This window comes from Pseudomonas sp. Pseusp49, from assembly GCF_059491875.1.
Map to the genome: position 1 here is coordinate 1,951,260 of NZ_CP168514.1, position 25,395 is coordinate 1,976,654.

Annotated in this window: 18 protein-coding genes and 2 pseudogenes; 11 read left to right on the top strand and 9 right to left on the bottom strand. The window is 55.6% G+C overall.

All coding sequences use genetic code 11. The annotated features are described in order from the left end of the window. Positions 1 to 14 precede the first annotated feature (14 nt). The 3 genes from ACEN83_RS08785 to ACEN83_RS08795 form a co-directional block, all read right to left on the bottom strand. Positions 15 to 719: a hypothetical protein gene (locus tag ACEN83_RS08785; RefSeq protein WP_495580028.1), complete on the bottom strand. Its 705-nt coding sequence runs from the start codon at positions 717 to 719 to the stop codon at positions 15 to 17. 141 nt (positions 720 to 860) lie between these two features. Next, the gene (locus tag ACEN83_RS08790) at positions 861 to 1,400 is read right to left on the bottom strand and encodes a C40 family peptidase (RefSeq protein ID WP_495580029.1); all 540 of its coding nucleotides are present in this window, start codon (positions 1,398 to 1,400) and stop codon (positions 861 to 863) included. Positions 1,401 to 1,793: 393 nt separating this feature from the next. Beyond that, a complete protein-coding gene (locus tag ACEN83_RS08795; RefSeq protein WP_495580030.1) occupies positions 1,794 to 2,456 on the bottom strand; it encodes a DUF1120 domain-containing protein in 663 nt (220 codons plus the stop codon). 404 nt (positions 2,457 to 2,860) lie between these two features. On the opposite strand from ACEN83_RS08795, the gene ACEN83_RS08800 reads away from it, so the two are divergent. The 9 genes from ACEN83_RS08800 (at position 2,861) to ACEN83_RS08840 (ending at position 15,574) form a co-directional block, all read left to right on the top strand. After that, positions 2,861 to 3,376 carry a NirD/YgiW/YdeI family stress tolerance protein gene (locus ACEN83_RS08800; protein ID WP_495580031.1) on the top strand — a complete coding sequence of 172 codons (516 nt, stop codon included), beginning with the start codon at positions 2,861 to 2,863 and terminating at the stop codon, positions 3,374 to 3,376. 621 nt (positions 3,377 to 3,997) lie between these two features. Next, positions 3,998 to 4,648, top strand: coding sequence for a DUF1120 domain-containing protein (locus ACEN83_RS08805; protein WP_495580032.1), 651 nt, complete (start codon positions 3,998 to 4,000; stop codon positions 4,646 to 4,648). Positions 4,649 to 4,725: 77 nt separating this feature from the next. Continuing rightward, the gene (locus ACEN83_RS08810; RefSeq protein ID WP_495580033.1) at positions 4,726 to 5,448 is read left to right on the top strand and encodes a fimbria/pilus chaperone family protein; all 723 of its coding nucleotides are present in this window, start codon (positions 4,726 to 4,728) and stop codon (positions 5,446 to 5,448) included. A 157-nt stretch (positions 5,449 to 5,605) separates the two neighbouring features. Then, complete coding sequence (locus ACEN83_RS08815; RefSeq protein WP_495580034.1) at positions 5,606 to 8,131, top strand: fimbrial biogenesis usher protein; 2,526 nt, start codon at positions 5,606 to 5,608, stop codon at positions 8,129 to 8,131. Between the two features lie 25 nt (positions 8,132 to 8,156). Then, positions 8,157 to 8,747: a DUF1120 domain-containing protein gene (locus tag ACEN83_RS08820; protein ID WP_495580035.1), complete on the top strand. Its 591-nt coding sequence runs from the start codon at positions 8,157 to 8,159 to the stop codon at positions 8,745 to 8,747. A gap of 39 nt (positions 8,748 to 8,786) precedes the next feature. Continuing rightward, positions 8,787 to 9,476, top strand: coding sequence for a LuxR C-terminal-related transcriptional regulator (locus ACEN83_RS08825; protein WP_495580036.1), 690 nt, complete (start codon positions 8,787 to 8,789; stop codon positions 9,474 to 9,476). Between the two features lie 284 nt (positions 9,477 to 9,760). After that, complete coding sequence (locus ACEN83_RS08830) at positions 9,761 to 10,417, top strand: DUF1120 domain-containing protein (RefSeq protein ID WP_495580037.1); 657 nt, start codon at positions 9,761 to 9,763, stop codon at positions 10,415 to 10,417. Positions 10,418 to 10,806: 389 nt separating this feature from the next. Further along, positions 10,807 to 11,490 (top strand): response regulator, encoded by a 684-nt coding sequence (locus ACEN83_RS08835; protein ID WP_495580038.1) that lies wholly within the window; start codon positions 10,807 to 10,809, stop codon positions 11,488 to 11,490. A gap of 301 nt (positions 11,491 to 11,791) precedes the next feature. Beyond that, positions 11,792 to 15,574: an ATP-binding protein gene (locus ACEN83_RS08840; protein WP_495580039.1), complete on the top strand. Its 3,783-nt coding sequence runs from the start codon at positions 11,792 to 11,794 to the stop codon at positions 15,572 to 15,574. A 53-nt stretch (positions 15,575 to 15,627) separates the two neighbouring features. Here ACEN83_RS08840 and ACEN83_RS08845 read toward each other — a convergent pair. Both ACEN83_RS08845 and ACEN83_RS08850 read right to left on the bottom strand, forming a co-directional pair. Next, positions 15,628 to 16,791 (bottom strand): annotated as a pseudogene (locus ACEN83_RS08845) (IS3 family transposase). Then, on the bottom strand, positions 16,760 to 18,067 hold the full coding sequence (locus ACEN83_RS08850) for an EAL domain-containing response regulator (RefSeq protein WP_495580040.1): 1,308 nt from the start codon (positions 18,065 to 18,067) through the stop codon (positions 16,760 to 16,762). Before ACEN83_RS08850 ends, ACEN83_RS08845 begins: the two are co-directional and overlap by 32 nt. Positions 18,068 to 18,366: 299 nt before the next feature. On the opposite strand from ACEN83_RS08850, the gene ACEN83_RS08855 reads away from it, so the two are divergent. Further along, entirely contained in the window at positions 18,367 to 18,609 is a 243-nt protein-coding gene (locus tag ACEN83_RS08855) for a hypothetical protein (protein WP_495580041.1), read from the top strand. Between the two features lie 1,283 nt (positions 18,610 to 19,892). Here the strand turns inward: ACEN83_RS08855 and ACEN83_RS08860 are convergent. Then, a pseudogene (locus ACEN83_RS08860) lies at positions 19,893 to 20,075 on the bottom strand (transposase); the annotation flags it as partial. Positions 20,076 to 20,593: 518 nt separating this feature from the next. Here ACEN83_RS08860 and ACEN83_RS08865 point away from each other — a divergent pair. Continuing rightward, positions 20,594 to 21,517: a LysR family transcriptional regulator gene (locus ACEN83_RS08865; RefSeq protein ID WP_495580042.1), complete on the top strand. Its 924-nt coding sequence runs from the start codon at positions 20,594 to 20,596 to the stop codon at positions 21,515 to 21,517. Positions 21,518 to 21,632: 115 nt separating this feature from the next. Here the strand turns inward: ACEN83_RS08865 and ACEN83_RS08870 are convergent, their stop codons facing one another. The 3 genes from ACEN83_RS08870 to ACEN83_RS08880 all read right to left on the bottom strand — a co-directional run bounded on the left by ACEN83_RS08870 (position 21,633) and on the right by ACEN83_RS08880 (position 25,259). Then, positions 21,633 to 22,361, bottom strand: coding sequence for an aspartate/glutamate racemase family protein (locus ACEN83_RS08870; RefSeq protein WP_007971938.1), 729 nt, complete (start codon positions 22,359 to 22,361; stop codon positions 21,633 to 21,635). A 56-nt stretch (positions 22,362 to 22,417) separates the two neighbouring features. Next, a complete protein-coding gene (locus ACEN83_RS08875) occupies positions 22,418 to 23,959 on the bottom strand; it encodes an NCS1 family nucleobase:cation symporter-1 (protein WP_495580043.1) in 1,542 nt (513 codons plus the stop codon). A 565-nt stretch (positions 23,960 to 24,524) separates the two neighbouring features. Further along, positions 24,525 to 25,259: a phosphoadenylyl-sulfate reductase gene (locus ACEN83_RS08880; protein WP_008061755.1), complete on the bottom strand. Its 735-nt coding sequence runs from the start codon at positions 25,257 to 25,259 to the stop codon at positions 24,525 to 24,527. Positions 25,260 to 25,395 lie beyond the last annotated feature (136 nt).

Genomic DNA, 25,395 nt, shown 5'->3' on the forward strand with positions numbered 1-25,395 from the left:
ATCCGACGGCAATATCAGCCGCATTGCCATAAAAATTTGGCATTGTCTGGAGTGCAGGAGCAACGAAACACGTATGCACAGCCTCCACCTCCGAAATTCATCTCAGTCTTGGGATCCGGACCCTCCTCTAGTTGAGCAACGAATGTCATGTCGTTTCTGCAATGTTCACAGATGGGGGGGGCATCGGCTTGTATCCATGAAGGCACGCCTCCGAGTTGCCCCAATACCTGGCGTGGCGAGCAATGGTTTTGTTGACCCCATTGTTCTCTCGCTTCATCGTAGCTTCCCGAAACAAGATCTTCGATACGCGCACCGTAAACCGTTTCGCGGACGGTAGAGCCACCTTCGGGTACGTCGGCAAGTTGACAGGCATCGTCGGCCGCGACAACGATGGCGCGGTTGCCGCCTGAGCTGGCTCCCCATTCGTCGCACATCCCGGGGTCGTTATGGCACATGAATACCAGCGCCAGCCTTTTGACGTACTGATCTTCCAAGGCAATCTGCCCTAAAAACTGCATGTGACCGCTGCAACTTGCGCAGCATGGCCACTGAAAGTCAGTGCCTCGTGGGATCGTAGGACGCCCACCAAAACGGGTTACCGCTGCCGTGTCCGAGGGGACATCAGTGTTCAACAATAACCGAATCATCCGATCTCCTAAAGTTGTTGCTTGAGGAGCAGAGGGCGTAGCAGGTTTATTCTTTTTGAAGAAGTTGAACATAAGCAAATCCAAGGTTTGTTAATACTACGAAATGGTTTTTGCGAGCATAGTTGATGTCTTAGGAGGTCAATCTGAACGCTGCTTAGGTCTGCGCCAAATCCTCATTGCATTAGTCGATGGCTCGGCTTCTTTACGGCTATCTCAAATCGGCAATTGCTCATTGAAACGTCGCGCACCGGCGTAACGACTGTTCCAATATCGGCTGTTAAGCGAGTCAATGCGTACTGTCTTGCCGGTGCTCGGTGCATGTATAAATCGGCTATCGCCAATGTACAGACCCACATGGCTCGCGCGTCCCTGGCCGTTATGACTGAAAAATATGGCATCCCCAGGTTGGAGTTTACGTCGAGGCACGCGCTTAAAATCTTTACGCAGCATCGCACGTGTCGTGCGGGGTAAAGATATGTTCGCTTCAGTTCTGTATAAAAACACCAACAATCCACTGCAATCGAAGCCGCTGATGGTAGAGGCGCCACCCCATCGATAGGGAGTGCCGATCAATTCTCGGGCTCGTTTAATAACACGCTGATTTGTTCCAGTAACAGCCATCTGATGTGGGAGGCTTGGACGCGGATGAGCAAAACTTTTTTTTGCGGTAGTTTTTGGTCGCCCAATATTTGTCCGTGGACGCATACCGTTGAAAGAGGCTGGAGGTGACGTCGATGGCTGAGCGTGGGTCATGAACGGGCTTTCGTCCAGTTGAAACCGTGCCGTAGTGTCAAAATCGTCAGCTCGGCTATCGAGCGAAACGGAGCCTAATATGGTTATGAAAAATACAACGATGGGGAGATACACCTTCTTACCACTCAGGGAGAATAATTGAGTCAGTAGATTAGGTGCCGATGGTCGATCTGGCGTTAGGATTTGTCTGATTTTGCGGGCAGGGCTACCCGCTACCGATGAAAGGAAAAGAATGCTTCGCTCATTAGTTCGGCTGACATCGCTAGGGTATCAGCCCACAGGTAGGTGCCATAGCAGTCACGGTGAACTCACCGCTCTGCGTATGCCTTATTTAAGTGGCGCTGCGAAAGGATTGACAGCCTCGTTTTCGCAGCGGCTACCTGCATAGCGTCTTCATAAGTACTGAAGTGCAACGGTGGTGGACCCCTCAATCAGGACGGGCTTTGTGAGATCCAGATTTACCTGATCGGTAATGCCTAGCTCAATTTCCATGTCTACCGTAAAAGCCTTGCCCGCAGTCAGCGCTCTGCCCGCTGTTGAGGTGCTGTAGCCCAGCCACTTGTTCTTGTCGACTAGGGTGTTTTCGCCGAGGGCGGCCCAATTTGAACCCGAATTCGAACTGTTCAACAGCCACGCTGGTTCACCGTCTAGTTTCGCCGTCCTCAATCTGATTGTGTAAGCACCGACGTTGACGCCGTCGATTGCGCCGACGCCAAAGATCTGGTTCGGGCTGTTACCAGCGGGGGTGTCGTAGGCAATGGAGGCGGCGCGATTGTCCACGAACGACACGGCCACGATAGTTGAGGTATCGCACGTTATATTCAGGGTTGTGGTTTTTTTCCCGATGCTACTGCCTTGACCGGCCTGGGTGAGTGTGGAAGCGGGGATGGAACCAAAATCCACTATGCCGGTCCTTGTGAGGCTCGGGGTGCAGGCAGCTGGTTTAATGACGCCAGTCACCGTCAAGTTTGCCGTGCCCTGCGCGAGGGCGCAGGAAGTGGCGAGGAACAGGGAAAAGCTAATCAGGCCTATGGTTCGGCGACCGAATGTGTTCATTGGAGCCCCTTATTTGGCATGAGCAACCTGTGGTCCAATGAATATAGTCTCAACTCCGGAAAACGATAGTCGGTCACACATTTTTGTAGCTCAGGCCGGTGTGTTTGCCGTGGTGGCCCTGTTAAAGCACATCGCCGGGAAACGCGGCGTGAGCGTGAGCCGTCCGCGCGCATCACCTATTGCACGGCTGCAGTTTGTCTTTGAGTGCTGGGAGGTGTCGTGTATGGCGCGGTGCGGTAGTTCTTCAGCACCCTATAGACTTGATTTAAAATCGGATGGTGTGACGCCGGAATACCTTGCTAGCCTAAAGTTCTCCAGCGATTCCTTGAAGAGATGCGCTACAAGATTGAAGTTTACTGCGATGTGGGTGTGCTAAAAAAAGCGTAATCAACAGTCCAACGAGTATGTTCTGGGATGGTGGTGCGGTGGCAAGAGTTTTGCCAGTCGCGCTTGGCGAGCACTTGTTTGAAATCGTACTTATCCTACAGATGCTTGGCTGTATCGCAGGTATGTTGGTTTCGAGCTTTTTTAATCTAACTCCATTAAAAACCGAAAGATGGGATGTACTCATGAGGAAACCGGCGATTTTTGCAATGATCTTTACCGCTTTTTGGGTCGCCACCGCTTCAGCGGGTCATTACACCGGGCCGAGTACCGTCCCCAGCGTAACCACCGTCGCCATGGCTAAAGCGGCAGCTGACGATGTACCGGTACAGCTGGAGGGCTACATTACTAAAAAACTTCACGACGAACTTTACGAGTTCAAAGATTCGACTGGTACGATTCGAATGGAAATTGACGATGAAATTTGGCCCGCCGGGACGATCTCTGAGGTCAGCAAGGTGCGCATAATCGGTGAGGTCGATCGCTATTTGACCACCAACGAAGTTAACGTCGATCGGATAGAGTTGATTAGCTGATGGCGAATGGTGTGTTGTGTATTGCAACATGGCAAACTTATAGCGCAGTTTGGTGTTGGAGCTAAAATTTGAAAAACTGGTGGCTAGTCCTAAAGCTAATAATTGTTGGTGTGGGTATCGGTTTTAGCTATTGGTTAAGAATGGAGAGGGCAAACCCGAGCCCATTCGGATTGGTCATTCTTGGGCTCGCGTTGATGTTCATTGGTATGGCGTACCTGCCAAGATAACGTTGTACTGTAACTTACTCGCTTTTCGCTGCTATTTAATATCGTCATCTACCGCTTCATAAGCTCAATCCACGCGCGAAGCAGCACTACCGTGGATATTGCTTGCGCTTACTCTGGTGTGAGCGTTTGACGTTCGTCTATATCAATCATCCATCCTTCCTCCATGCCTGATCTGTTCGCGTACCTTGGGCGCTTTCCACGTTGTCAGTAGGGCTCAAAGAGCTCATGTCGCTCATTAATGCGAATCGTACAAATCCTATATTTGCAGTGGGGTTCGACAGGAATAATAGGCGTCAACGGGGAGGAGTGTGCAACGTTGGCGATCAGTAGTCTGGGTTGTCGGTCGCTAAGTCCTTTAGTCTCTATTTTCTTGTTGCTGCAGGGTTTCGCGTCGATGAATGGCCGTCTGAAATGTTTATCGCTTGCTGCGTCGCTAATGGCACCACTGAGCGTGTTTGCGGCAGATTCGGCGCCGCTGCAGGTGGTGGTCGCGGTCAATCCAGTGTCATGTGAGCCATTGCTCAGTAATGCCAATGTGGACTTTGGCACCATCCATGCGAGCGATTTGGCTGCAAGTGGTCCTACAGTACGGACTCCGCTGACCACCAAACTGACCGTCAGTTGCGATGGGGCGGCCCTGTTTGCTCTGTCCATTTCGGACAATCGTTTAAACAGCGCAGCCACTGGGCTTGGATTGCCTTCAAGCGCTAGTACGAGCACCTTCGGTGTGGGTACCGTCGGTGGACATAATATCGGCGGGTATAACGTGCTGTTGAAAAATGCCCAGATCGGTGCAAGTAACGCCATCGTGATGGCCACGGAGCCACAAGGCAACTCTTGGGGTACAGGGGTCGCCAGCGCCTGGATGGATACTGGTAAGTGGCTCGGGTTTGGTGCCGCAGGGGACAGTCAACCGCTGGCAGCGTCCTCGGTCACAGCCGACCTAGAAGTCACCTTGGCCGTTGCCTCGCGCACGGAACTGCCGCCACTGACGCAGGACATTGATATTAGTGGTTCAGCGACCATTACCATTCACTATTATTAAATAAACCATCAAAACTTATGTGCGCACTTTTTATATAAGTGCGCGGACTCTATTATCTTTTCAAACAGGTATCCACTATGTTTTCGTCTGTTCGTAATGCATTGGCATTGACCTTTATTTCCTTGGCCGGCTTGGGCGTCGCCCAACACGCGGCGGCCTCCGGCATGATTCCCGACACCTCGGTGGTAATTGTCAATGAACAAGACAGTGAGTCGACCATCACCGTTAAAAACTCGGACAAGTCTGCGGCCCTGCTTTATACCTCCATCCACAACTTGCCTGAAGATAAAGAGCAACTGGTGATTGTGACTCCACCCGTTACCCGGGTGGAAGGGGGTGAATCGCAGTTGGTGCGTTTTATCATGCAGGCCAAAGAACCGCTCAAGGTTCAGCGGCTCAAGCGCGTGTATTTCGAGGGCATTCCCCAGCATGACGCCAGTGGTGGGGCCAAGATGACCATGACCGTGCGCCAGGACCTGCCGATGATCATCAATCCGGCCGGCTTGGCGGTGAACAAGGAGCCCTGGAAGTTGCTCAAGTGGTCGGTGGCCCAGGGCAAGGTATCGGTCACTAACGACAGCCCCTATGTCGTGCGCCTGGGTCAGGAAGTGACGGTATTGCCGGGAAAAACCGCCGCGCAGTTGCCCCGTACCTACATCCTGCCGGGTGAAACCCTCTCGGCAAAAGTGACCGGCACTATGCAGGGACAAGCGACCGCCGTGCGTATTTCCCCCGCCACGGTGTATGGCTTTACGGTGGCCAACTTTGACGCCCCGGTCATTGGCGCCGCTCAACCCTAAGTTCATTTGTCCACCCATTCATTTATTCAATCAGTGCGGCAAGCACGGTCGTTGGCATTAAGGCGGGTAGCGGGTTGTGAGCAGAAGTTTATTCATTACGGCACCGCCCTTCGGGCGGGGCACGCGTCTCGGCCGCCCAAGTCACGCGGTGCCCTCGATGCCTCGACACCTTTTTTCTCTGATTGCTTGCGCCATGGCTTCGGGGTTATTCGCCTCGGCTGTGAGTGCGGACCCCACGGTCACTGAATCGAGCACGGCGCCGACCCGTACCCCCTTGTCGTTTGATCTCGACACCTTGAAGGCGCGCGGTCTCGATCCGAGCGTTGCCGAGTACTTTCGCTACAGTGCCCGTTTTGAGCCCGGCACCCAGAGTGTCGGCCTGATGGTCAATGGCCTGAAGCGGGGCACCGTGTCCGCCACCTTTGATCAGGCCGGGCAGTTGTGTTTCGACAAGGCACTACTGGATCAGGCTGGGCTGCTCATTCCCGACCGCGAGCCGCAGGCTGAAGACGCTGATCAGGCCGATAAGGCCAATCAGCCGTCGGCGGCTTGTTACGACTTCAAGCAGGCTTACCCGCAAACTGAAATCGAGATGCGTCCCTCGACGAGTGAGGTGCGGATCGTGGTCAGTCGGGATGCATTGCGTCCTGACGAACAAGGCCTGGCCAGCTTCAGCCAAGGTGGCACGGCGGCCATGCTCAATTACGACATTCAGGGCCTGTCCAGCCAATATGGCAGCGGCGACAGCAGCAGCCTATCGGCGGCGACCGAGGTCGGCTTCAATGCTGGCGACTGGATCGTTCGCAGTCGACAGATGTACTCCTCGACGTCCCAGACCGGTTCTACCAGTGGCGGCCAGAGCAATACCTCCAATTTCGAGCATTTGTACGCCTATGCCCAACACACCCTGGTCGACAGTAAATCGATCGTCCAGCTCGGTGAAATCAATATTTCGAATTCACTGTTTGCCGGCGCCTCGATTGATGGGGTCCAGATCATTCCGGAAACCGCGTTAACCGGCGGCGAAGGCGGGGCGACTGTCGAGGGGATCGCGCAAAGTCAGTCGCGGGTCGAGGTTCGTCAGTTCGGCGTCCTGGTTTACAGCACCGTCGTCCCGGCGGGCCCTTTTTCCCTGCAGGACATCCCCCTGCAGAACGCCCGAACCGACCTGGACGTCACGCTCATCGAAAACAACGGCGCCACTCGCAGCTTCGTGGTCCCTGCCTCCGCGTTCCGCCAAAGCGCGCTGACCAAGCCTGGCTACTCCGTGGCGGTGGGCAAGGTGCGCGATTTTGGCGGTGAGCACGATGGCGACACGCCGTCGGTAGCGACAGCCACCACCGGCTGGATGCTCGGGCGTCAGGCGAAGCTGTCGGGCGGCGTCATGGGCGCGACAGGCTATGAAGCTCTGGGCGGCGGCATTGATTCCGATTGGTTGAGTGGCACCAGCACCAGCTTGCGCGGGCTGTTGTCCAATGCCTCGCGCGAAGGGGTTAATGGCGCACAGGTCGACATGGCGTTCAATACCGCCTTGCCGTTGAACCTGTCGCTGGGCTTGAGTGCCTTGCAGCGCTCGACCGGTTATCGCGACCTGCAGGACACGCTCTACTCTAATTCCTCGAATTCGAGTTACTCGCGTCAATACTCCGCGTCGCTGGGCTGGCATAACCCGACGGTAGGCGGTTTCAACCTGGCGTACTCCCAGTCCGTCGCCGAGGATGGCGAGCCGGCTCGCCGCCTGACCGGCTCCTGGAGCAAGTCCTTCAAGCATGCCTCGGTGTCGGCGAACATAGAGCACAACATGAGCAAGAACCCCTCGTATAACGCGAATGGCCGCTCCAATGAAGCCAGTGGTGATGCCTTTTATCTCAGCGTCAGCGTGCCCCTGGGTCAGCGCACTGTTCGGGCTTATACCAACAGCACCGACAGCCGCAGCCTGACCGGTGCCTCGCTCAACGACCAGGTCAATGACTACCTGAACTACAGCGTTGCCAGCGAGCGTGATGCGGACAACAAGCAGGTCAACTCGTCTCTCAACGTCAACGTGTTGCCGCGCTACAGCCAGGTTAATCTCGGCTACTCGCGTTACGGCACCGACAGCACCAGCTATTCCGGCGGCCTTCAGGGCGGCGTGGCCGCACACCGCGATGGCGTGACCTTCTCTCCTTATGCCATTCAGGACACCTTCGGGGTGGTCTCGATGGGTGACCTGTCCGGGGTCAAGGTCTCCACCCCCAATGGCCCTGTCTGGACTGATTACCAAGGCAACGCAGTGTTATCCGCACTGCCGGCCTACCATGACAGCCGCATCGAAGTGCAGACCAAATCCTTGCCCCGCAATGTGGACATCAAAAACGGTTTCACCTCCATTGATGCCGGACGCGGGTCGGTGAGCTACGTCAACTTCGACGTCATCACCACACGCCGACTGCTGCTCGACGTCGTCACCGACAGCGGCATGAAGATTCCCAAAGGGTCTTCGCTGGTCGACAGCAACAACCACTTTGTGACCATGGCCGTTGAAGATGGCCAGATCTTCCTCAACAACTCCGCGCCGGACATGAAGTTCATTGTCAACATGCCCGGCGACAAGCAATGCAGTCTGCGCCTTGATATTCCAGAAAAAGCCACCGATGACACCCAATACTACGAAGCGGCCAACGCTGTCTGCCGTCTCATTTGATCACCATTGCCCACAGGAGGCGTGTATGTACTCGCCATTCTTTGTACCCCGAGCCATCCGTCCCATGATCCGTGGGTTGCTCGTGACCAGCGCCATGCTGGCCGTATCCACCGCGGTGAATGCTGCCGCCGACTGCGACGTCAAGCTCAGTGAGACGGTAGTGGACTATGGCAGCATCACCCGCGCCACCTTGGGGCAACGCTCCACGACAGGTGACCTGGCCTCGCTGGGTAAGCGCTTCATGCACGTGAATGTGACGTGCGCCGAACCCACCCACATGGCGCTATTTTTCAGAGGCGCGACCGCCGACCCGCACAGCTTCCAGCTGGCCGGCCAGGGGCGTTTCACCCTGCTCCTGAAACAGGCTCAACTCGATGGCAAGTCGGTAACCCTCGGCCGCGTCGAGAGCGCAGGGCAACCGTCGTCCCAGAACAATGCGGCCATGGCCGTCATCCCGGGTCACGGGGTGCAACCCATGGTCAACGGCCAGCCCGCGCTCGGCACGCAGTTCAGTGCTGAAGTCGAAGTCGACACCCAGGTGTCCCGGGAGGCTTCCAAGGTCAGCAATCGAACGACCTGGCAAGGCGCTGGGAACCTGACCCTCTCGACTTGGTAGCGGCCGGCACGTCCCGGCGAAAGCCAACGCGCAAAGCCTATGTCCCAGGTCATTTCACCCCTTTTTGAGTCACGTGTTGAGGTCATGATGACAAGACCCACGATTCGCGTCGCCATCGCAGAGGACTATCCCGCCGTCAGGACGGACAGCCCCTCAGCCTCAAACGACCTGCGTTCAGCCACGCTGATCGCGATGCTCGAGCAGTCCGCCTGCGATGTCCTGGTGAGCGATGATTGCCGCTCCGGCGGTCCGCTGGGTGATGACCTAGCCTTGCTCAAATACATCAAGCGCCTCCACCCCGGTGTCCGTTTGGTCGCGTTGACCCTGACCGAGAATCCCCGCCATCTGCAGAAGATGATCACCCTGGGGGCGGGCTGCATTGTCAGTAAGACCGATCCGCACCGCCACTTGGCGAACGCGATCTATGCTGCTGAGGCCAGAATGAAGTACTTCTCACCCAAAATTAAAGCTCTGCTTCAGGCAGTAGTAGAAGAACAAGACGCACCCAAGCCAACCAAAACCTTGTCCACGCGCGAATATGAAGTGGTGCGGCTGTTTGCTTCGGGCCTGGGCATCAACCAGATCGCCGAGCAACTGCAGCGCAGTAAGCAAACCATCAGCACGCAGAAAACCTCGGCCATGCGCAAGCTCGGGCTCAAGCACTCAACCGATCTGGTCAAGTATGCGATCGAGCAGGGGCTGACATCCGCCGCGTCAGAGTCACGCTAAAAAAGCAATAGCCCTTCAAGGGTGGTCGTGCAATAGACGGACTCGCTGTCAGTAATAAACGCAAGCGTCGGTTCGTTATGGTCCGCTTGATTAGCGATGGATCGTTACTGCGTTAAACAAAAGGAGAAAATCACGTCGGCGATAACCGCGTCGTAAAAAAGTAAAAAAGTAAAAAAACATTGTGTTTCGAACTTGTACTAATTACCAGCTAAAACAAACCCCGGATAATGACACCCATCTTGAGAGGATCACTCTTAAGATTTAACTCATCAAAAGGTATAAACATGAACTTTCATCGAAAATCCAAACTTTTCCTGGGCACCGCCCTGCTGCTCGCTTCGGCGTCGTCCTTTGCCGCCGGCAACACGGCCGATCTGACCGTGACCGGTACCATTACGCCGCCGGCATGCACGCCTACCTTGTCAGGCGGCGGTCTAGTTGCTTATGGTCTGATCAATCCGTCAACCTTGGCGGCGACCGGTACAACCGCGCTGACTCCAAAGACTGTAACGCTTTCCGTTCAGTGCTCGGCTGCAACTCCGGTCGCCTTTAGCCTCGCTGATGGGCGCGCAGGAACAGTACCTGCAGATACCGTTAGCGTTGCTGGGGGTATGGATTACCCGTTTGGATTTGGTAGTAGCCAGGCGGGGGCCTATTCGGTCCGTATTGATAATGTAACAGCAGGGGCTGGTGCTACGCCCGCAAGAGTGGGGGGTATGGTGATAGGCGGCACCCCTAGCGGCTCTCCGGTTGCTGACTTTTTCCATGCGGTTTCAAATAAGGCGCTCGCCGTTGTTGATTCTTCGGGTGTGCCAATTTCATCGGACCGCTTTGATGCGGTTCTTACTGTCAATCCGTTCATCACCGATCAAGCTAATTTGAACCTTGCCCAAGCTATTCCACTCGACGGTGCGGCCACCCTGACCGTTATTTACCTGTAAGGCAGTATTTCAACTCAGAGGTCTTCGTGAGGACTATGTGTTGAATGCCTTGGCTTGCAGTTCCTCGCCCGTCATTCAACACATAATAGACCGTCATCGCGCGGGTGGGCACAGCAGGTGGTTATGGAGCAATTCGATAGCCGCCGTGCCTTTTTCCTCAATGCCTGAATCGGCTCTTTACTCACAGCCTGCGCCGTTATGAGCTCGGTTTGCTTTCATCTGCGCTTCAACTAGATTTTCAGTACCCTGGGCCTGTGTGTAAAGGCCCGGGTTCGGTCGCTCAATGGGCACCGGCTCGGCTGTCGATTTTTGGTCGCCGTTGTCGGAGAATAGCCTGCAGCGGACCGCGAAGATGGCCGTTAACGCTCTGGGCTAGGGAGGGTTGAATCATGATCAAAAAACATATTCGCGTGGTGATCGCCGATGATCATCCGGCCGTCGTCATGGGGGTTCAGTATGCCCTGCACAACGTCAGCGGGATCATGATGACCGGTTCGGCCGAGAATTCAAGGCAGGTCTTCGAGCTGCTCAAGCGCTCGCAATGTGATGTGCTGATTACCGATTATTCAATGCCCGCCGACAACTGCAGCGACGGCCTGATGTTGCTGGAGCAGATAAAGCGCCACTACCCCAAGCTCAAGCTGGTGGTGTTCACCATGCTCGACACACCGGGCAATATCCACAATATCATCCAGCTCGGGATCAACTGCATCGTGAGCAAAATGGACCCGCCGCGCAATCTGGTCTACGCGGTGTACGCCAGTTGTTCCAACGGTGAGTTTTACTCGCCGGCCATTGAAAAAATCATCCAGACGATGGACGCCGATCGCCAGGGCAATCGCTCGATCAAGGCCTTGTCCGCCCGGGAATATGAAGTGGTGCGCCTGTTTGTCTCCGGGATGACCATCAATCAGATCGCCGAGCAACTGAACCGCACCAAGCAAACCATTAGCACGCAACGCATGAGCGCCATGCGTAAGCTCGGCATCGCGACTTCTGCGGATCTCATCAAATACGCCATCGAGGAGGGGCTGGTTACGGCAACACTGCCGGCCACGTCGACATCGGTTTGAATGGGATTTGCGCTGCTTCAGATGCTTCCTTTTAGGGGAGGTAATGGACAGCGCCGAGGTTCAGCCGGTTGTTCGGATCCGAAAGGCCGGTACCGGTTGTCCCAACACTATGCCCGGCGCTCGACAGCGCACGGTTCAGGGATTTTTATAGGTCGCGAACTCGATTTGCCAATCTGGTGATCCGAACCTAACGGGTGTCCCTAGAACCGTACCAAACCCCAATCCGTTGAGATACTTCGTTCAGTATTCGTTCAGCGTTTCTCGGTTCGATCATCCCAGTGATAAAGAGGAGGGGCGCGTTTTGAACAGGATCAAAATTGGCATAAAGCTATTCATTCTAGTTGGACTACTGTCCCTCATTACCTTGATCGTGGGAGTCGTGGGGCTTAATGGGATGGTCAAAGAAAAGTCGCGACTCAAAATGGTATATGAGAACCGAACCGTGGCGCTGGTAGAGCTTGGCAAGGTTCTTTTCAACACACTGGCGATCCACCGCCAGCTTGACTTAATGAAGGAGGAGCAGACCCCGGCGGGCATCACCAAACTGCTCGGAAAAGTGGAAATCCTCGAGGCTGAGCGTGAAAAACAGTGGAAACGTTATCGTCGAATTTATGTGTCTGACGAGGAAAAGGTCCTGTCTGATCAGACCGACATCCAAAAAAATAAGCTCGCGGCGGCGCGCAACCATGTCATCGCCGCTTATCGAGACGGCGGTCGGGTAGCTGGTATAGCCGCGATACAGCAGACTCAACTGGATACGCTATTCGACACTTTTCACGCTGACATGAGCCAACTGATTAGCCTACAGGCTCGCATTACCCGTGAGCGATACGATGAAGCAGAACTTGAGTACGTACGACTTCACTCGTTTACCGTCGCTACCATCCTGGCAGGTCTTTTGATTGGGGCGCTACTGTCCTTGCTATTAGCGCGCTCTATTACACGCCCACTGAACATTGCGATTGGCTTCGCTAATCGCATTGCCGGCATGGATCTTCATGGCGAACTGCCCACGGGTGGTAAAGACGAAGTTGCTCAATTATTTCAAGCCCTTTTCCGAATGCAGTCTAGTTTGCGCGATATGGCGGACAAAATAACAACCCAGTTAACGCAACTGGAGGCGATGTCAAACGCCTTGCCGTTGGCCATCTTCCAGATGCGCTTATCCGTCAACGGACAGTTAACCTATAATTTTTTAAGTCATAGAACTCAAGAGATCTTGGGTGTGCCCGCAGACGACATGAGGAACAACTCTGCTACACGCTGGCGCCATGTGCATCCCGAAGATTTGACACCAGCACAGAACGCTCTCAGAAGTTTGTTGCAAAGGGCATTATCAGGCGAGAAGAAGCCGTCGGCCGAAATAATCTCCCGCGTGGTTCTGAATGGTGAGACTCATTGGGTGCTGGCAACCGCGCAGGCGGATTCCGTATTGGCAGATGGTACGATCATCTGGAATGGTTACTATCAGGACATTACCAAGCAGCGCCAGGCGCAAAAATTGCTGCAGGACGTGGTCGATGAATATCCCGCTGTCGTTCTTATCAAAGATCTCCAGGGGCGCCACCTGCTGACCAATCGAGCCTTTAATAAATTATTCAAATTGCCTGCCGGCGATGCGGTGGGTAAAACAGATCTCGATTTATTCCCTGAAGAGGTGGCAAGGCGAATAAGGGCTGTGGATGTCGATGTGATCAAGAAGGCAGCGGGCCGGCAGTTTGAAGAGGATATCCCCGGGCCGGACGGATATTTCGTATCCCTGACCAGCAAATTTCCATTGCTTGATGACGATGGCAGACCCTATGCCTTGTGTGCGATTGCGAGTGACGTCACGCAGCGCCGAACCATGGAAAATGCTCTGCGCGACAGCGAGGCATACAACAAGGTGCTGTTCCAGAAATCCCATGTCCCAATAGTGGTCGTGTCGCCGGAAAGTGGGTGCATTATCGACTGCAACGACGCCGCCGTGGAAATCTACGGTTATGGCACCAAGAGTGATCTTATTGGCAAAACGACACTGGACGTGTCAACCCCGTTTCAGGATGACGGCGCGGATACGTGGGCCGCAGCGATGCACCAACAGGCCATCGCTATTGAGAAGGGCGCTAATGTATTTGAATGGCGGCTGCAACGTCCCAACGGCGAGATTTGGAATGCCATAGTCCATCTGACGACGTTCAATCATTACGGCGAACAACTGCTGCAGGGTACCCTTGAGGACATTACGGTGCGCAAGCATGCCGAGGAAGCGATTCTTGCGGCCAAGGAGGTCGCCGAAGAAGCCACAAAAATGAAATCCGACTTCCTCAACACGATGAGCCATGAAATCCGCACTCCGTTAAACGCCATACTGGGCAATCTTGAACTATTCGAATTCTCCACCCTGTCTGAGCTACAGCGCGACCGACTGCACACCATCACCGCATCGTCACGTTCGCTGCTCGACATCATTGACGATATTCTGGATCTTTCCAAGGTGGAGTCGGGTCAGTTGCACCTGGAGAACATCACTTTCGATGTTGTCGATACGATCGAACAGGTGGCCTCAATGTTCGCCCCCATCGCGAATGCAAAAGGGCTTGAACTGCATGTCTCGATCGACCCGAGAATCAAGAATCTTTACCGCGGAGACCCGACGCGCATTCGTCAGATCGTTATGAATCTCGTCAGTAATGCGTTCAAATTCACCACAGTAGGCACAGTGACAATTGCCCTGCGGCTTTCGCAAGAGGCCACGCATGGATCGTCACTCGTCATTAGTGTGAGCGATACCGGTATTGGTATACCCATCGCCCTTCAGGACGAAGTGTTCCAGGCGTTCATGCAGGCTGACTCGTCGATCACACGGCGTTTCGGCGGTACAGGCCTAGGCCTTGCTTTGTGCAGGCGACTGACAGAGCTGATGGGCGGCGTTATAGCGCTTGAAAGCATGCCAGGATTGGGCAGTACGTTCTCAGTGAGTGTGCCTTTACCGATGTTTAACGACGTAAGGGCTGACTCCCGCCCCTTGGCTCGCGGCACATGTGTCGCCTTAATATGTACATCGCCAAACTGGCGTGCGTCTATTGAGCCTCATCTGGTTAAATGGGGTCTCGACATATTAACAGCAGCCGCGCCAGGACAGTTGGCCGTCGACCGATTGCCAATGTTGATTTTGGGTCCACAGGGCCTTTGGAATGAGGAGGATGAGGCAGCTGCGAGTAACGCGACCTGGATGATCCGCGCAGCCAGCGACGGCCCGCGTACCGCCATTACAACAGGCAATCAGATCCTCGTGTCCTGCTTTTCACTTGCGGGCATCAGGTCAGCCATTGCTCATACCACTGGCGAATTGAGCGATAGAGTGTCAGCCGCTACAGCGGTCACGCTTGACCCAGTAGCTCACAAACACATCCGTATTCTCGTAGCAGAAGACCATTTGGCAAACCGCATACTCATCGGAGAGCAACTTGAGCTGCTGGGCTACGAAGCGGATTTCGCCGAGAATGGCATTATCGCGCTCAAAAGGTTTGGCGAGCGACGCTACGATATTGTACTGACTGACCTGTCAATGCCGGAACTCGATGGATACGGCTTAGCGACTGAGCTTCGCAGCCGAAACGAAGTTATGCCTATTATAGCAATCACGGCAAGCACTGCAGATGATGATCTCCGTCGCTGTGGAGTGGCAGGTATCGACGATTTCATATTGAAGCCTATTTCGCTGGCTAAGCTTGATGCCACACTCGGTAAGTATCTGGGTGAAAAATCAGATATTCCCCTCAGTTTGAATTTCCCGAACGGGCGCGAGACTGCAGCGAGGCGTCCTCTTCCGAATGACCTGTATGATGCGATGATGACAACTTCCACCCAGTCTCTGGCAGCCATTCGCGCTGCACTGTCAGCTAGTGATATGAAGTCGGTGCTGCTGCAGTTGCATTCGATCAAGGGCGCTTTCCTGATGATACAGGAGCCGGATGTAGCGACGAACTGCGTTGAGCTGGAAACGATGGCAAAGGCGAATGATCAGGCAGCGATAGTCAAAGCGTTTCCTGCCTTCGAACGCTTGGTGCAGATTACACTGGGAAGATTTACTCAAGGGTGACGGGGTATCGTCGTACCTGCGCCTCTCCCTTTAATAAGAGCGAGGTGTAGTGGTCAACTAATCCCGGACACGACGTTAAGTTTTTTCTCGGCCTGAGCTGTGGCCAGCCCAACGTTGAACTGGTGCGGTCGAATCCAGTTGTACCGATGCATCAGATAATGACTGATGTCTCGATGCGCTTCTTGAGCCGTCATGTAGCCCACGGTCGGTATCCATTCAGTTTTCAAGCTGCGAAAAACGCGCTCCATCGGCGCATTATCCCAACAGTTTCCACGACGGCTCATGCTCTGGCTCATACGGTAACGCCAGAGCCGTTGGCGAAACTGACGGCTGCCATATTGGGAGATCCTTGATCCGAGTGAAACAGCAACCCTTGAGGCTTTCCACGTTGCTCGTAAGCCACGTCCAGCGCCTTGACCACCATGTCTGCATCCGGCTTTTCTGATAACACCGAGCCCGCCACTCGGCGAGTGTAAAGATCCATGGCAACCGCAAGGTAGTGCCATTTTCCCTGTGCCCAGATGTAGGTGATGTCGCCGCACCACACCTGGTTGGGTGCCGGGACATCGAACTCGCGGTTCAAGGTATTCGGGATATCGAGTCGTTCTACCGTCGCTCTTTTGGAGGCATGTAATCCGGGTTGATTACTGACTAAATTAAGCTCGCGCATCAAGCTGCGTACTTTGAATCGACCGAGCTGCTCACTGTCGTCATGCATCAGCGACAGGATGCTGCGGCTGCCCGCAGCACTACGACTTTGCGTGAACAACTCGCTCACCCGACTGCGCAACCGAAGCCGTTCCACATCTGACGTGCGGTGCGGAAGGCGCTGGGCGTAGTAGCACGAACGGGTGACTTCAAACACCCTGCACAGCCAATCAACCCGCTCATGGACGCTCAGCTGATTGATCAGCCCGTACGCTCGTGATCTTCCGACATCAAATGCACGGTAGCCATTTTTAATATCGATTTTTCCGCTCAAGGCGGGCAATCCGGGCTTCTAACTCTTGAATTTTCTGCTGTTCTGGGGTCAATGCTTTGCTCTGCGGAGTGACGCCTTGGCGTTCCTGCTGAACCTGATCAACCCAGCGGCGCAGGGCTGGCTCGCCGACGCCGAGTGAACGGCTGGCTTCGATGTAGCTGTAGTTTTGCTTGAGTACGAGGTCGGCAGCCTCGCGTTTGAATTCAGCAGAAAAGGAACGGCGTTGTTTGGATATCTGACACCTCTATCTGGCGAGCATTCTCGCCTAAATGGGTGTCCGGTTTCATTAGACCACTACACTCATGCTTGTCCATCCACTGCATCAGGTCGGTTTCGCTCATGGGCTTCGCGATGAAGTAACCCTGCACGGTTGGTTTGCCCAATGCCTGCAAAGCTAGATAGTCGCGTGCATCCTCGACCCCTTCGACCACCACATGCAATGCCATCTTTTGCGCCATAATCATGGCCCCAGCGATTACTGCCGCCTTGCGTCCATCGACTGCCATGCCCCGTACGAACTCGGCTGGAATTTTCAATTCGGAAAAAGGCAGTTGCAGCAAGCGTTGAATATTCGATGCGCCGGTGCCAAAGTCATCGATCGATAAGTGGCAGCCCTGCATACGCAAGCGTAACAGACCTTCCAGTTGCGTGGTTGTGGTGTGCAGTGCCGGGTTTTCAACGAGCTCCAAGGTAAGCGCTTCGGCGGGCACTCCGAAGCGTGTCAAAAGCGCCATTATTTGTGGTGTGAAATCATCTGCTTCAATCATTGAAGGAGGAATATTCACTGAAACAGGCAGGATCTCACCGTGCTCATTTAACATTCGAGAAGACAACGTCAGCGCCAACTCCAGCATGCGCCAAGTCAATGGTTCAATTAGCCCGGCTTGCTCCACAGCATCAATAAAACTACCGGGTGACAGCAACCCATGGCGAGGATGCTGCCAACGGACTAATGCTTCGACGCCAACCAGCTTACCCTCAAAACTAACTTTTGGCTGGTAGTGGGCAACCCATTGTTCGTACGTCCCCGTGCCAGTGGACTGCGCGGGCGCCAACTGGTGCAATTCCTCGAGGGAGAACAGCTCAGATACTTCCGCTAGCGGCAACGGCTTAACTTCCTCCGGGACACGATCCAGATACGTCTTTAATAGCTCATAAAGCACCACAGGCGACGTAGGTTTTTGCAAACTGCCTAGCACCTGGATGCCCTGTGATTGGGCAAAATAAGTGGCACCGTCGAGGATGCTTTGTTCACTGCAGCTGAGGATGATCAGCGCACGGGCCAGCCGGTTAACCGCCAAAAAACGGATCATGTCGAGTCCGTCAGGGCCCTCCATCTGCAAATCGCAGATGGCAATATCGACACACCCTCGATGGGCCAGCGCCTGTTGCGCGGCCTGTACGTTTTCGGCCGTACTAACATTGAAGACCTGAATTGCGTTCAGCATCTGATGCAGCGTCATCAACTGAAAAGTATTGTCTTCAAGGATAAGAACATTGAGTGAGTGCATGATATTGCCTCTTGGGCCTCGAAACGGCTTTAGCCAATCGCTAGCCATAAAGGATAAGGGCGTTGCCGCTGGCGCCCTATAGGACTAGTCCTAAAATGCCGACTGACAGGCTCCCGAAATATCGCGATTGCGGGTACGACTATCAAGAAAAGGATTCTCGGTATCATTGACCATGGTGGCGAGCTTCTCCTAGACTTCATTCAGAATCCCAACCGGTGGTTTTAAACACTGCGCCCCTCCAATGAAGGGCGATAACATGCACACGATGCTACCCCGCATCTACTACCGCGTACCGCGCCTTGCAGCAAGCCTGCGACACCTATGCCTATGGCTATTTCAACAATGGCCACTTCTACCAAGGACAGCAATTCGTCGGCCAAGTTGACCGCTATGGCACCTTCCGCTTTTTCGAAATCCAGCGCCAAGACCAGCCGACCCTTGCCCAGGTTGCCGGCCAGGTCGATGGCCTGACGTCGACGCTCAATGATGGCAGCGTCTTTGACCTGGTCACGGTCAATCGCGATTCGCTGGAAGCACCATGAACAAACGTGACGGGCACGCCCCGTTTAGCGCGCTCATATGCACAGCGTTGTTGACCTAGTCGTGAAACTGCTGATCCATATCGCCAAAACGCATACGACGGCCGTCTTCCAGCGTGCGAAGACCGTGCTGAGGGCCGGGTGATGGGACATCGACACAGTGAAGGCGCCGAATGCGGCCATCCGGGAACGCTTTCGCTGGTATTTGACGACGCGGCGACCGCGGCCGCTGAAATGGTAAGGAATATTGGCAAGCGCATCCACGAAGCGGCATACGCTGTCGGTGCTGCTGGCATTCAATACGGAGGTAGTAACAGGTGTGTTTTGCCGTGGCATACGCCATTGGCTCCATCGACGCGCTGCACAATGAATAGCGGAATCAGTGTTGACAACGCGCAGTGTACCGTGACGACGCCTATCTGCGCCGCCGTGTACGGCTGACAGCGCTGGGGATGACTTCGTACGACGAATAACGTTTCCCGAAGGGAATCCCCATGAATTCGAGGGACCCGGACGAAAAAGCCCGTTGAGCCATGCCATTATTAACGGCAGCCTAAGCGCGTGGCACCGTGCGCTGCGCCATGAGGTGGACCAGAGAAGGCCGCCGGCCTGATCGATCTCCTGGAAGCGCACGGACCTGCGCGAACTGGCCGGCGCGGAGTACTGTCACTATCGAAGACGCCTAAGACTTCCACTTACAAATAATCGCATCGGTGGGGTAAACATTTCTGCCTACTAGTCGACTGAAATCGCAGATGTTAGAATTAGCATCATTCTGCGGGTTAGTACCTCATGTAATACTGTTCTCCCTATCCTTGGATAAATATCGATACTGGCAAGTAAGTGAAGAGGATTATGTGTAGTGGGCTGTCTACGCTCTCGCGCCCGGTGAGGTTTGTGTGACCACGTCGACACGGCCCTTTTAGATTAAAGAAGTCTCTGAGTAATTTTTGTCTTTTCAAACGGCCAATCGATAATCTCCATACGAGGCTGGCGCCGATAATTAGTACTTGTTCTATATTCATTGGTGGTGGGGCGACTTAATGTACCTATGTCCGTAGGGCAGTTGTAGATCAGCGCATTCTGATCATTGGAGGGGGCTCCTGCATCTGCTCCGTGCGGATTTTTTTCCATAGTGAAACTTTGGCCTTCTCATATATTCCAAAGGGTATGAGAAGGCTTTTTTTTACTGGCAGTTAGGAGCGGAACAGTTGCACTTTGATTGTAGGGGGGGATTTGAATCCCTGATCGGGTGTGGTAAAGAAAAACGAACGCCAAGATTAGCGCTCAGCAGTCTGATCGTCCTCCTGAGCGTGCTGCTCCTGGGGTTTGGTGTAGCGTTTAATCTAGGCGAGGCTGTGCACGGACACACCCAATCGCGCAGCCACCTCCGAGACAGGAAGCTGCTTTTCGGTCACTTGGTTCACAGCCTGGATTTTGAATTCTTCGGGATATCGTTGGTTGCTTATGGCACCTCCTGATGGGCCTCATTTTAAGGCTTGGAGGTGTGTTATATAGCGCAAATATCTCCCCGAGGCACCGACTGCGGACCTCACCGACCAAGAAAAACGACCTCCTGATCCGGAACTACACCGAAGTTTAGTTCCCACACTTATGGCAGTGGCCGCATTCTGAACGTCTAGAATGAGTTCCTGCTTGAGCAGGAGCAGTGCTTCGATATTCATTCCTTCACCATCTGGACCTACTGTACTGACGGCGGCATCGCCGACAAGATGGTTCGGCTTGACGAACTGCGTTTCGACGCGATCGATCATCGTCTTGTTGCTCTCGATCCTCGAGAGTGAAAAGAGCCGGTGAGGTTGCTACCTCCACGCTAATGCCTCCCTCCCTCAGGGATTCAGACCCTTGCCGTTGATCCGCGCATTTCAAATCCTAATGACACCGTTTTACTTTCTAATGATCACCGAAGGTCGTGTAGACCATGGTTGCGATAGTCTGTGTAAACCAAAAGTTTATAGTGGCGCCTATGGAAACCTTCAGCAGTATCGAATGCTTTGTGCGCAGCGCCGAGGTCGGCAGCTTCGCCGAAGCGGCGCGACGCTTGAGCCTGACACCGGCGGCGGTGGGCAAGAGCGTTGCCAAGCTTGAGGCGCGCCTGGGCGTCAGATTGTTTCAGCGCAGCACGCGCAGACTGACGCTGACCGAGGCCGGTCAGTTGTTTCTCGGCGAAGTCAGCACCAGCCTGCACACCATCCAGAATGCCGTCGCCAACCTCGCCAGCGCCGGTGGGCAGCCTGCGGGTACATTGAAGGTCAGCATGGGGACGGTGTTCGGCTGCCTGTACATAGTGCCGATGCTCGGCGAGTTTCTGCGGCGATTCCCGGCGATCAACCCGGACTGGCACTTCGACAACCGCCAGGTCGATCTGATCGGGCAGGGGTTCGACGCGGCCATCGGCGGCGGCTTCGAATTACCCCAGGGCGTAGTCGCGCGCAAGCTGAGTCCGGCGCATCGGGTATTGGTGGCTTCGCCGGATTACCTGGCGACACAGGCGTCAATCATCGAACCGGACGAACTCAAGCACCACGACGGGATCCTGATCCGCTCGCCACAAACCGGTCGCGTGCGCTCCTGGCAGTTGACCCATCGCAATCAGCAACACAGCCCGTTGACGCTCAAGGCGCGGATGACCATGAGCGATTCCGAGGCCGCCTGCGTCGTCGCCGCACAAGGCCTGGGCATTGCGCTGGTGAGCATGCCGTTCGCCTCGGGTTACCTGGAGGCGGGCAGGTTGCAGCGGGTGTTGCCGGACTGGTACATCGACGACGGCTACACCTCCATCTATTACGCCGAACACAAACTGCTGCCCGGCAAGACCCGGGCGTTTGTCGATTTCATCATCGAGCAGTTTGCCGAGCGGGGGTTGGGGCAGAGGTTCAGTGCGGTTTGAGTCAGGCTCGGGACCGAGGTGCTGCATTCGCGAGCAAGCCCGCTCCCACAAGGGGGTTGTGAGCGGCGCAGATCCAGTGTGGGAGCGGGCTTGCTCGCGAAGGGGGCGCCGCGGTCTACCGTGCAAACCGCCCCGGCCAGCCAATGATGTTTTTCGGCCGCGGCGTCGCATAGGTCCGCACCTTCGAAGTCGACAACCCCAGCCGCACCAGCGATTCGGCAATGGTCACCGCCGCCGTCACCCCATCCACCACCGGCACCCCGGTACGCCGGCGAATCTGCTCGTCCAGCCCGGCCATGCCACCGCAACCGAGGCAAATCACTTCGGCCTTGTCCTGGCTCACTGCCAGTTCGGCCTGGTGCACGATGGCTTCCAGTGCGCGCTGCGGTTCATGCTCCAGCTCCAGCACCGCCAGGCCACTGGCCCGTACCGAGGCGCAACGGTCCCACAGGCCGGAGAGCTTGAGGCGGTCTTCGATCAGCGGCACGGTGCGGTCGAGGGTGGTGACCACGGAATAGGCGTGACCGAGAAACATCGCCGTGCTGGCGGCTGCATCGGTGATGTCCACCACCGGCACGTTGAGCAGTTCCTGCAAGCCTTCGCGGCCGTGCTCGCCGTAGCCGGCCTGGATCACGGCGTCGAATGGCTGGTCGTAGGACATCACCCGGTCCATGACCGCGATGGCCGCCAGGTAACTTTCGAAGTTGCCCTCGATGGAGTCGGCGCCGAAGTGCGGGGTGAGGCCGACGATTTCCGTGCCGGGCGACGCGACGGCCTGCGCCGAGCGGGCGATGGCCTGGGTGATGGATTCGGTGGTGTTGACGTTGACCACGAGAATGCGCATGGGGAGTCCTTATTGCGGATGGTTCTGCGGCCCGACTTTGCCGGGCCGCCATGGAGTTAATGGCTGGCGTTTTCGACCGCGATGGCTTCGCCGCTGACATCGGCGTAGTGCGCTTGGCGCTTGGCAATGATCAGGTAGAGCATTCCGGCGATGCCGGCACCAATCAGCCAGGAGAACGGCGACACGCTGTGGAACCCCGGCACCAGGGCCAGGACGATGGCGATCAGGGCAGCGGGAATGAACGCCGCCACGGCGCGCAAATTGATACCGCGGCTGTAGTAATAAGGGCCGTTGGGGTCTTCGCTGTACAACTGCGGCACGTTGACCTGGCCTTTTCGTACCAGCCAGTAGTCGACCATGATCACGCCGTACAACGGGCCGAGCAGGGCACCGAGGCCGGACAGGAAGTACACGATCACCAGGGGACTGTTATAGAGGTTCCACGGCAGGATCAGCACGGCGATGGTCGCGCTGATCAGTCCGGCGCGACGGAACGTCAGGTACTTCGGCGCCAGGTTACTGAGGACGAACGCCGGTGCGACGAAGTTGGCCATGATGTTCACCGCCACGGTGACGATCAGGAACGCCAGGCAACCGAGTACCAGGAAGAAGGTGTTGGGGATCGAGGCGATGATTTCGGTCGGGCTTTCGATGATCCGGCCGTTGATCTGGAACTGCGCGCCGCACAGCAGGACAGTGATGCTGGCGAACACCAGGATATTCACCGGCAAGCCCCAGAAATTTCCGACCTTGATGGTCTTGCGGCACGGTGAAGAGCGGGCAAAGTCGCAGAAATTGAGGATCAAGGTGCCGTAGATCGCCAGCCACAGTGCGCCACCGGCAAAGATGTTGCGCCACATCTCGCCACCGGCCAGCGGCTCACGGATCGACCAGGCAATGGTCGCGTTTGCCTGCAAATACATCCACGCGGCGAGGGCGGCAACGGTCAGCAGAATCACCGGGCCGGCAAACGCCTCGTAGCGGCGCACCATCTCCATGCCATAGGCCAGGATCGCCAGTTGCACGAACCAGATCGCGACGAAACACACCCAGCCCAGGGTCGACAGGCCGAGGATCGAGTCGTGGTCGTAGTCGGCGAACCCGGGATGGATTGCCGTCAACAGCACGCGAAAGACGACGGACGCGAGGTACGTCTGAATACCGAACCAGGCGATGGCGATCACGGCGCGGATCAACGCGGGAATCTGCGCTCCGTGAATGCCGAAACTGATCCGGCTGATGACCGGAAACGGAACCCCGGTCTTTTGTCCCATGTAGCCGGACAGATTCATGAAGCAATACACCAGCGCCGCTCCGATCCCCAGGGACAACAGGATCTGCCAGCCCCCCAGGCCCAGGGCATACAGGCCGATGGCAAAGGAGTAGTTGGCAATGTTGTGAACGTCGTTGGTCCACAAGGCAAAGATGCTGTAGCGGCCCCAGCGCCGGCCTTCGGCCTTGGTCGGTGCGAGGTCCTTGTTGTGCAGGCGGGGACTGAGCACCACGGGGGAGTGATGCGCCTGATGGTCGGCGGTGTGGGTGGAATGGGGGGAGGGTAGATCCAGCGCGATATTGTTGTTGGAGAGACTAGTACGCATTCCGGCAGGCTCCTGATGCTCGACGCCGCGATGACTGTGCATGAGCCTTGGCTCGACAAATCTTCGTCGCGGGTGGCGAATATCATTGGTTACGGGGCATCTGCAGCCTGTACGGGATAGGGCGCTTCAGGCTTGCGGATCTAAAGTGTGTGTATGTTTTGATTTTATTGTATACAAAACATGTATGCACTTAAGCCAGATCCATGCCAGTCGAGCGTTCTATGAACGGCGCTTTTCATTTCGTTTTGTTATGGCTTTTCGCCAAGTTATTGAAAAATTGACAATATAAATTGACCGTTTGAACAGGTATTTATTTTTTGAGAGGGGATTTGGACGAGGCGATGGGAAAGGAAATGTAACTTTTTGGGGCGCATAAACTAAAAGTGCACACACAAATGGCACCTATGGTGACAATCGTGTGTACACATTCTTGTGAGCTGACACATTACCAATGTGGGAGCGGGCTTGCTCGCGAAGGCGTCGTGTCAGTCAGTAAATAAATTGACTGACACGACGCCTTCGCGAGCAAGCCCGCTCCCACAGGGGATATCACCGGTCAGAAGGGTTACGACTTGCTGATGATATTCCCCGCGTGCAACCCGCATTCCTTCTGCGTCGCTTCTTCCCACCACCAGCGGCCTTCGCGCTCATGCTGGTTCGGCAGTACCGGGCGGGTGCAGGGTTCGCAGCCGATGCTGATGAAGCCGCGTTCGTGCAGGCTGTTGTACGGCAGCTCCAGCATGCGGATGTAACCCCAGATCTCTTCGCTGGTCATTTGCGCCAGCGGGTTGAACTTGTACAGGGTGCGTTCCGGGGTGGAGAACGCGGTGTCGATTTCCATCACCGCGACGGCGCTGCGGGTGCCGGGGCTCTGGTCGCGACGCTGGCCGGTGGCCCAGGCTTTCACGCCGGACAGCTTGCGGCGCAGCGGTTCGATCTTGCGGATGCCGCAGCATTCGCCATGGCCGTCCTTGTAGAAACTGAACAGGCCTTTTTCCTTCACGAAGGGTTCGAGTTTCGTGTAGTCCGGCGACACCAGCTCGATGTCGATCTTGTAGTGCTCGCGCACCTGATCGATGAAGCGGTAGGTCTCGGGGTGCAAGCGGCCGGTGTCGAGGCTAAACACCTTGACGTTCTTGTTCAGCTTCCAGGCCATGTCCACCAGCACCACGTCCTCGGCGCCGCTGAAAGATATCCACAGGTCATCGCCGAACTCGGCAAACGCGAGTTTCAGGATGTCCTGGGCGGATTTGTTGGCATAGGTCGTGGCGAGTTCCACGACGTCGAACGTTGGGCTCATCAGGGCGGCTTCCTACAGGTCGGTGGCGCTGGGCGCTCTATATGGGGCCGATGGTAACAAAAAGCTGCACGGGCCGGGGCATCCTCTGCGTTGCGCAGGCAGGCCCGAGTCGCTAGAGTTCGGCAATCTTTTTGCT

Bases quoted from the DNA above. Each gene is read 5' to 3' on its own strand.
- ACEN83_RS08805 (WP_495580032.1), top strand. From the start codon at position 3,998: ATGAATGGCCGTCTGAAATGTTTATCGCTTGCTGCGTCGCTAATGGCA.
- ACEN83_RS08825 (WP_495580036.1), top strand. From the start codon at position 8,787: ATGTCCCAGGTCATTTCACCCCTTTTTGAGTCACGTGTTGAGGTCATG.
- ACEN83_RS08800 (WP_495580031.1), top strand. From the start codon at position 2,861: ATGTTCTGGGATGGTGGTGCGGTGGCAAGAGTTTTGCCAGTCGCGCTT.
- ACEN83_RS08795 (WP_495580030.1), bottom strand. From the start codon at position 2,456: ATGAACACATTCGGTCGCCGAACCATAGGCCTGATTAGCTTTTCCCTG.
- ACEN83_RS08790 (WP_495580029.1), bottom strand. From the start codon at position 1,400: ATGACCCACGCTCAGCCATCGACGTCACCTCCAGCCTCTTTCAACGGT.
- ACEN83_RS08820 (WP_495580035.1), top strand. From the start codon at position 8,157: ATGTACTCGCCATTCTTTGTACCCCGAGCCATCCGTCCCATGATCCGT.
- ACEN83_RS08850 (WP_495580040.1), bottom strand. From the start codon at position 18,067: ATGCACTCACTCAATGTTCTTATCCTTGAAGACAATACTTTTCAGTTG.
- ACEN83_RS08865 (WP_495580042.1), top strand. From the start codon at position 20,594: ATGGAAACCTTCAGCAGTATCGAATGCTTTGTGCGCAGCGCCGAGGTC.
- ACEN83_RS08815 (WP_495580034.1), top strand. From the start codon at position 5,606: ATGCCTCGACACCTTTTTTCTCTGATTGCTTGCGCCATGGCTTCGGGG.
- ACEN83_RS08830 (WP_495580037.1), top strand. From the start codon at position 9,761: ATGAACTTTCATCGAAAATCCAAACTTTTCCTGGGCACCGCCCTGCTG.
- ACEN83_RS08880 (WP_008061755.1), bottom strand. From the start codon at position 25,259: ATGAGCCCAACGTTCGACGTCGTGGAACTCGCCACGACCTATGCCAAC.
- ACEN83_RS08785 (WP_495580028.1), bottom strand. From the start codon at position 719: ATGTTCAACTTCTTCAAAAAGAATAAACCTGCTACGCCCTCTGCTCCT.
- ACEN83_RS08870 (WP_007971938.1), bottom strand. From the start codon at position 22,361: ATGCGCATTCTCGTGGTCAACGTCAACACCACCGAATCCATCACCCAG.
- ACEN83_RS08875 (WP_495580043.1), bottom strand. From the start codon at position 23,959: ATGCGTACTAGTCTCTCCAACAACAATATCGCGCTGGATCTACCCTCC.
- ACEN83_RS08835 (WP_495580038.1), top strand. From the start codon at position 10,807: ATGATCAAAAAACATATTCGCGTGGTGATCGCCGATGATCATCCGGCC.
- ACEN83_RS08810 (WP_495580033.1), top strand. From the start codon at position 4,726: ATGTTTTCGTCTGTTCGTAATGCATTGGCATTGACCTTTATTTCCTTG.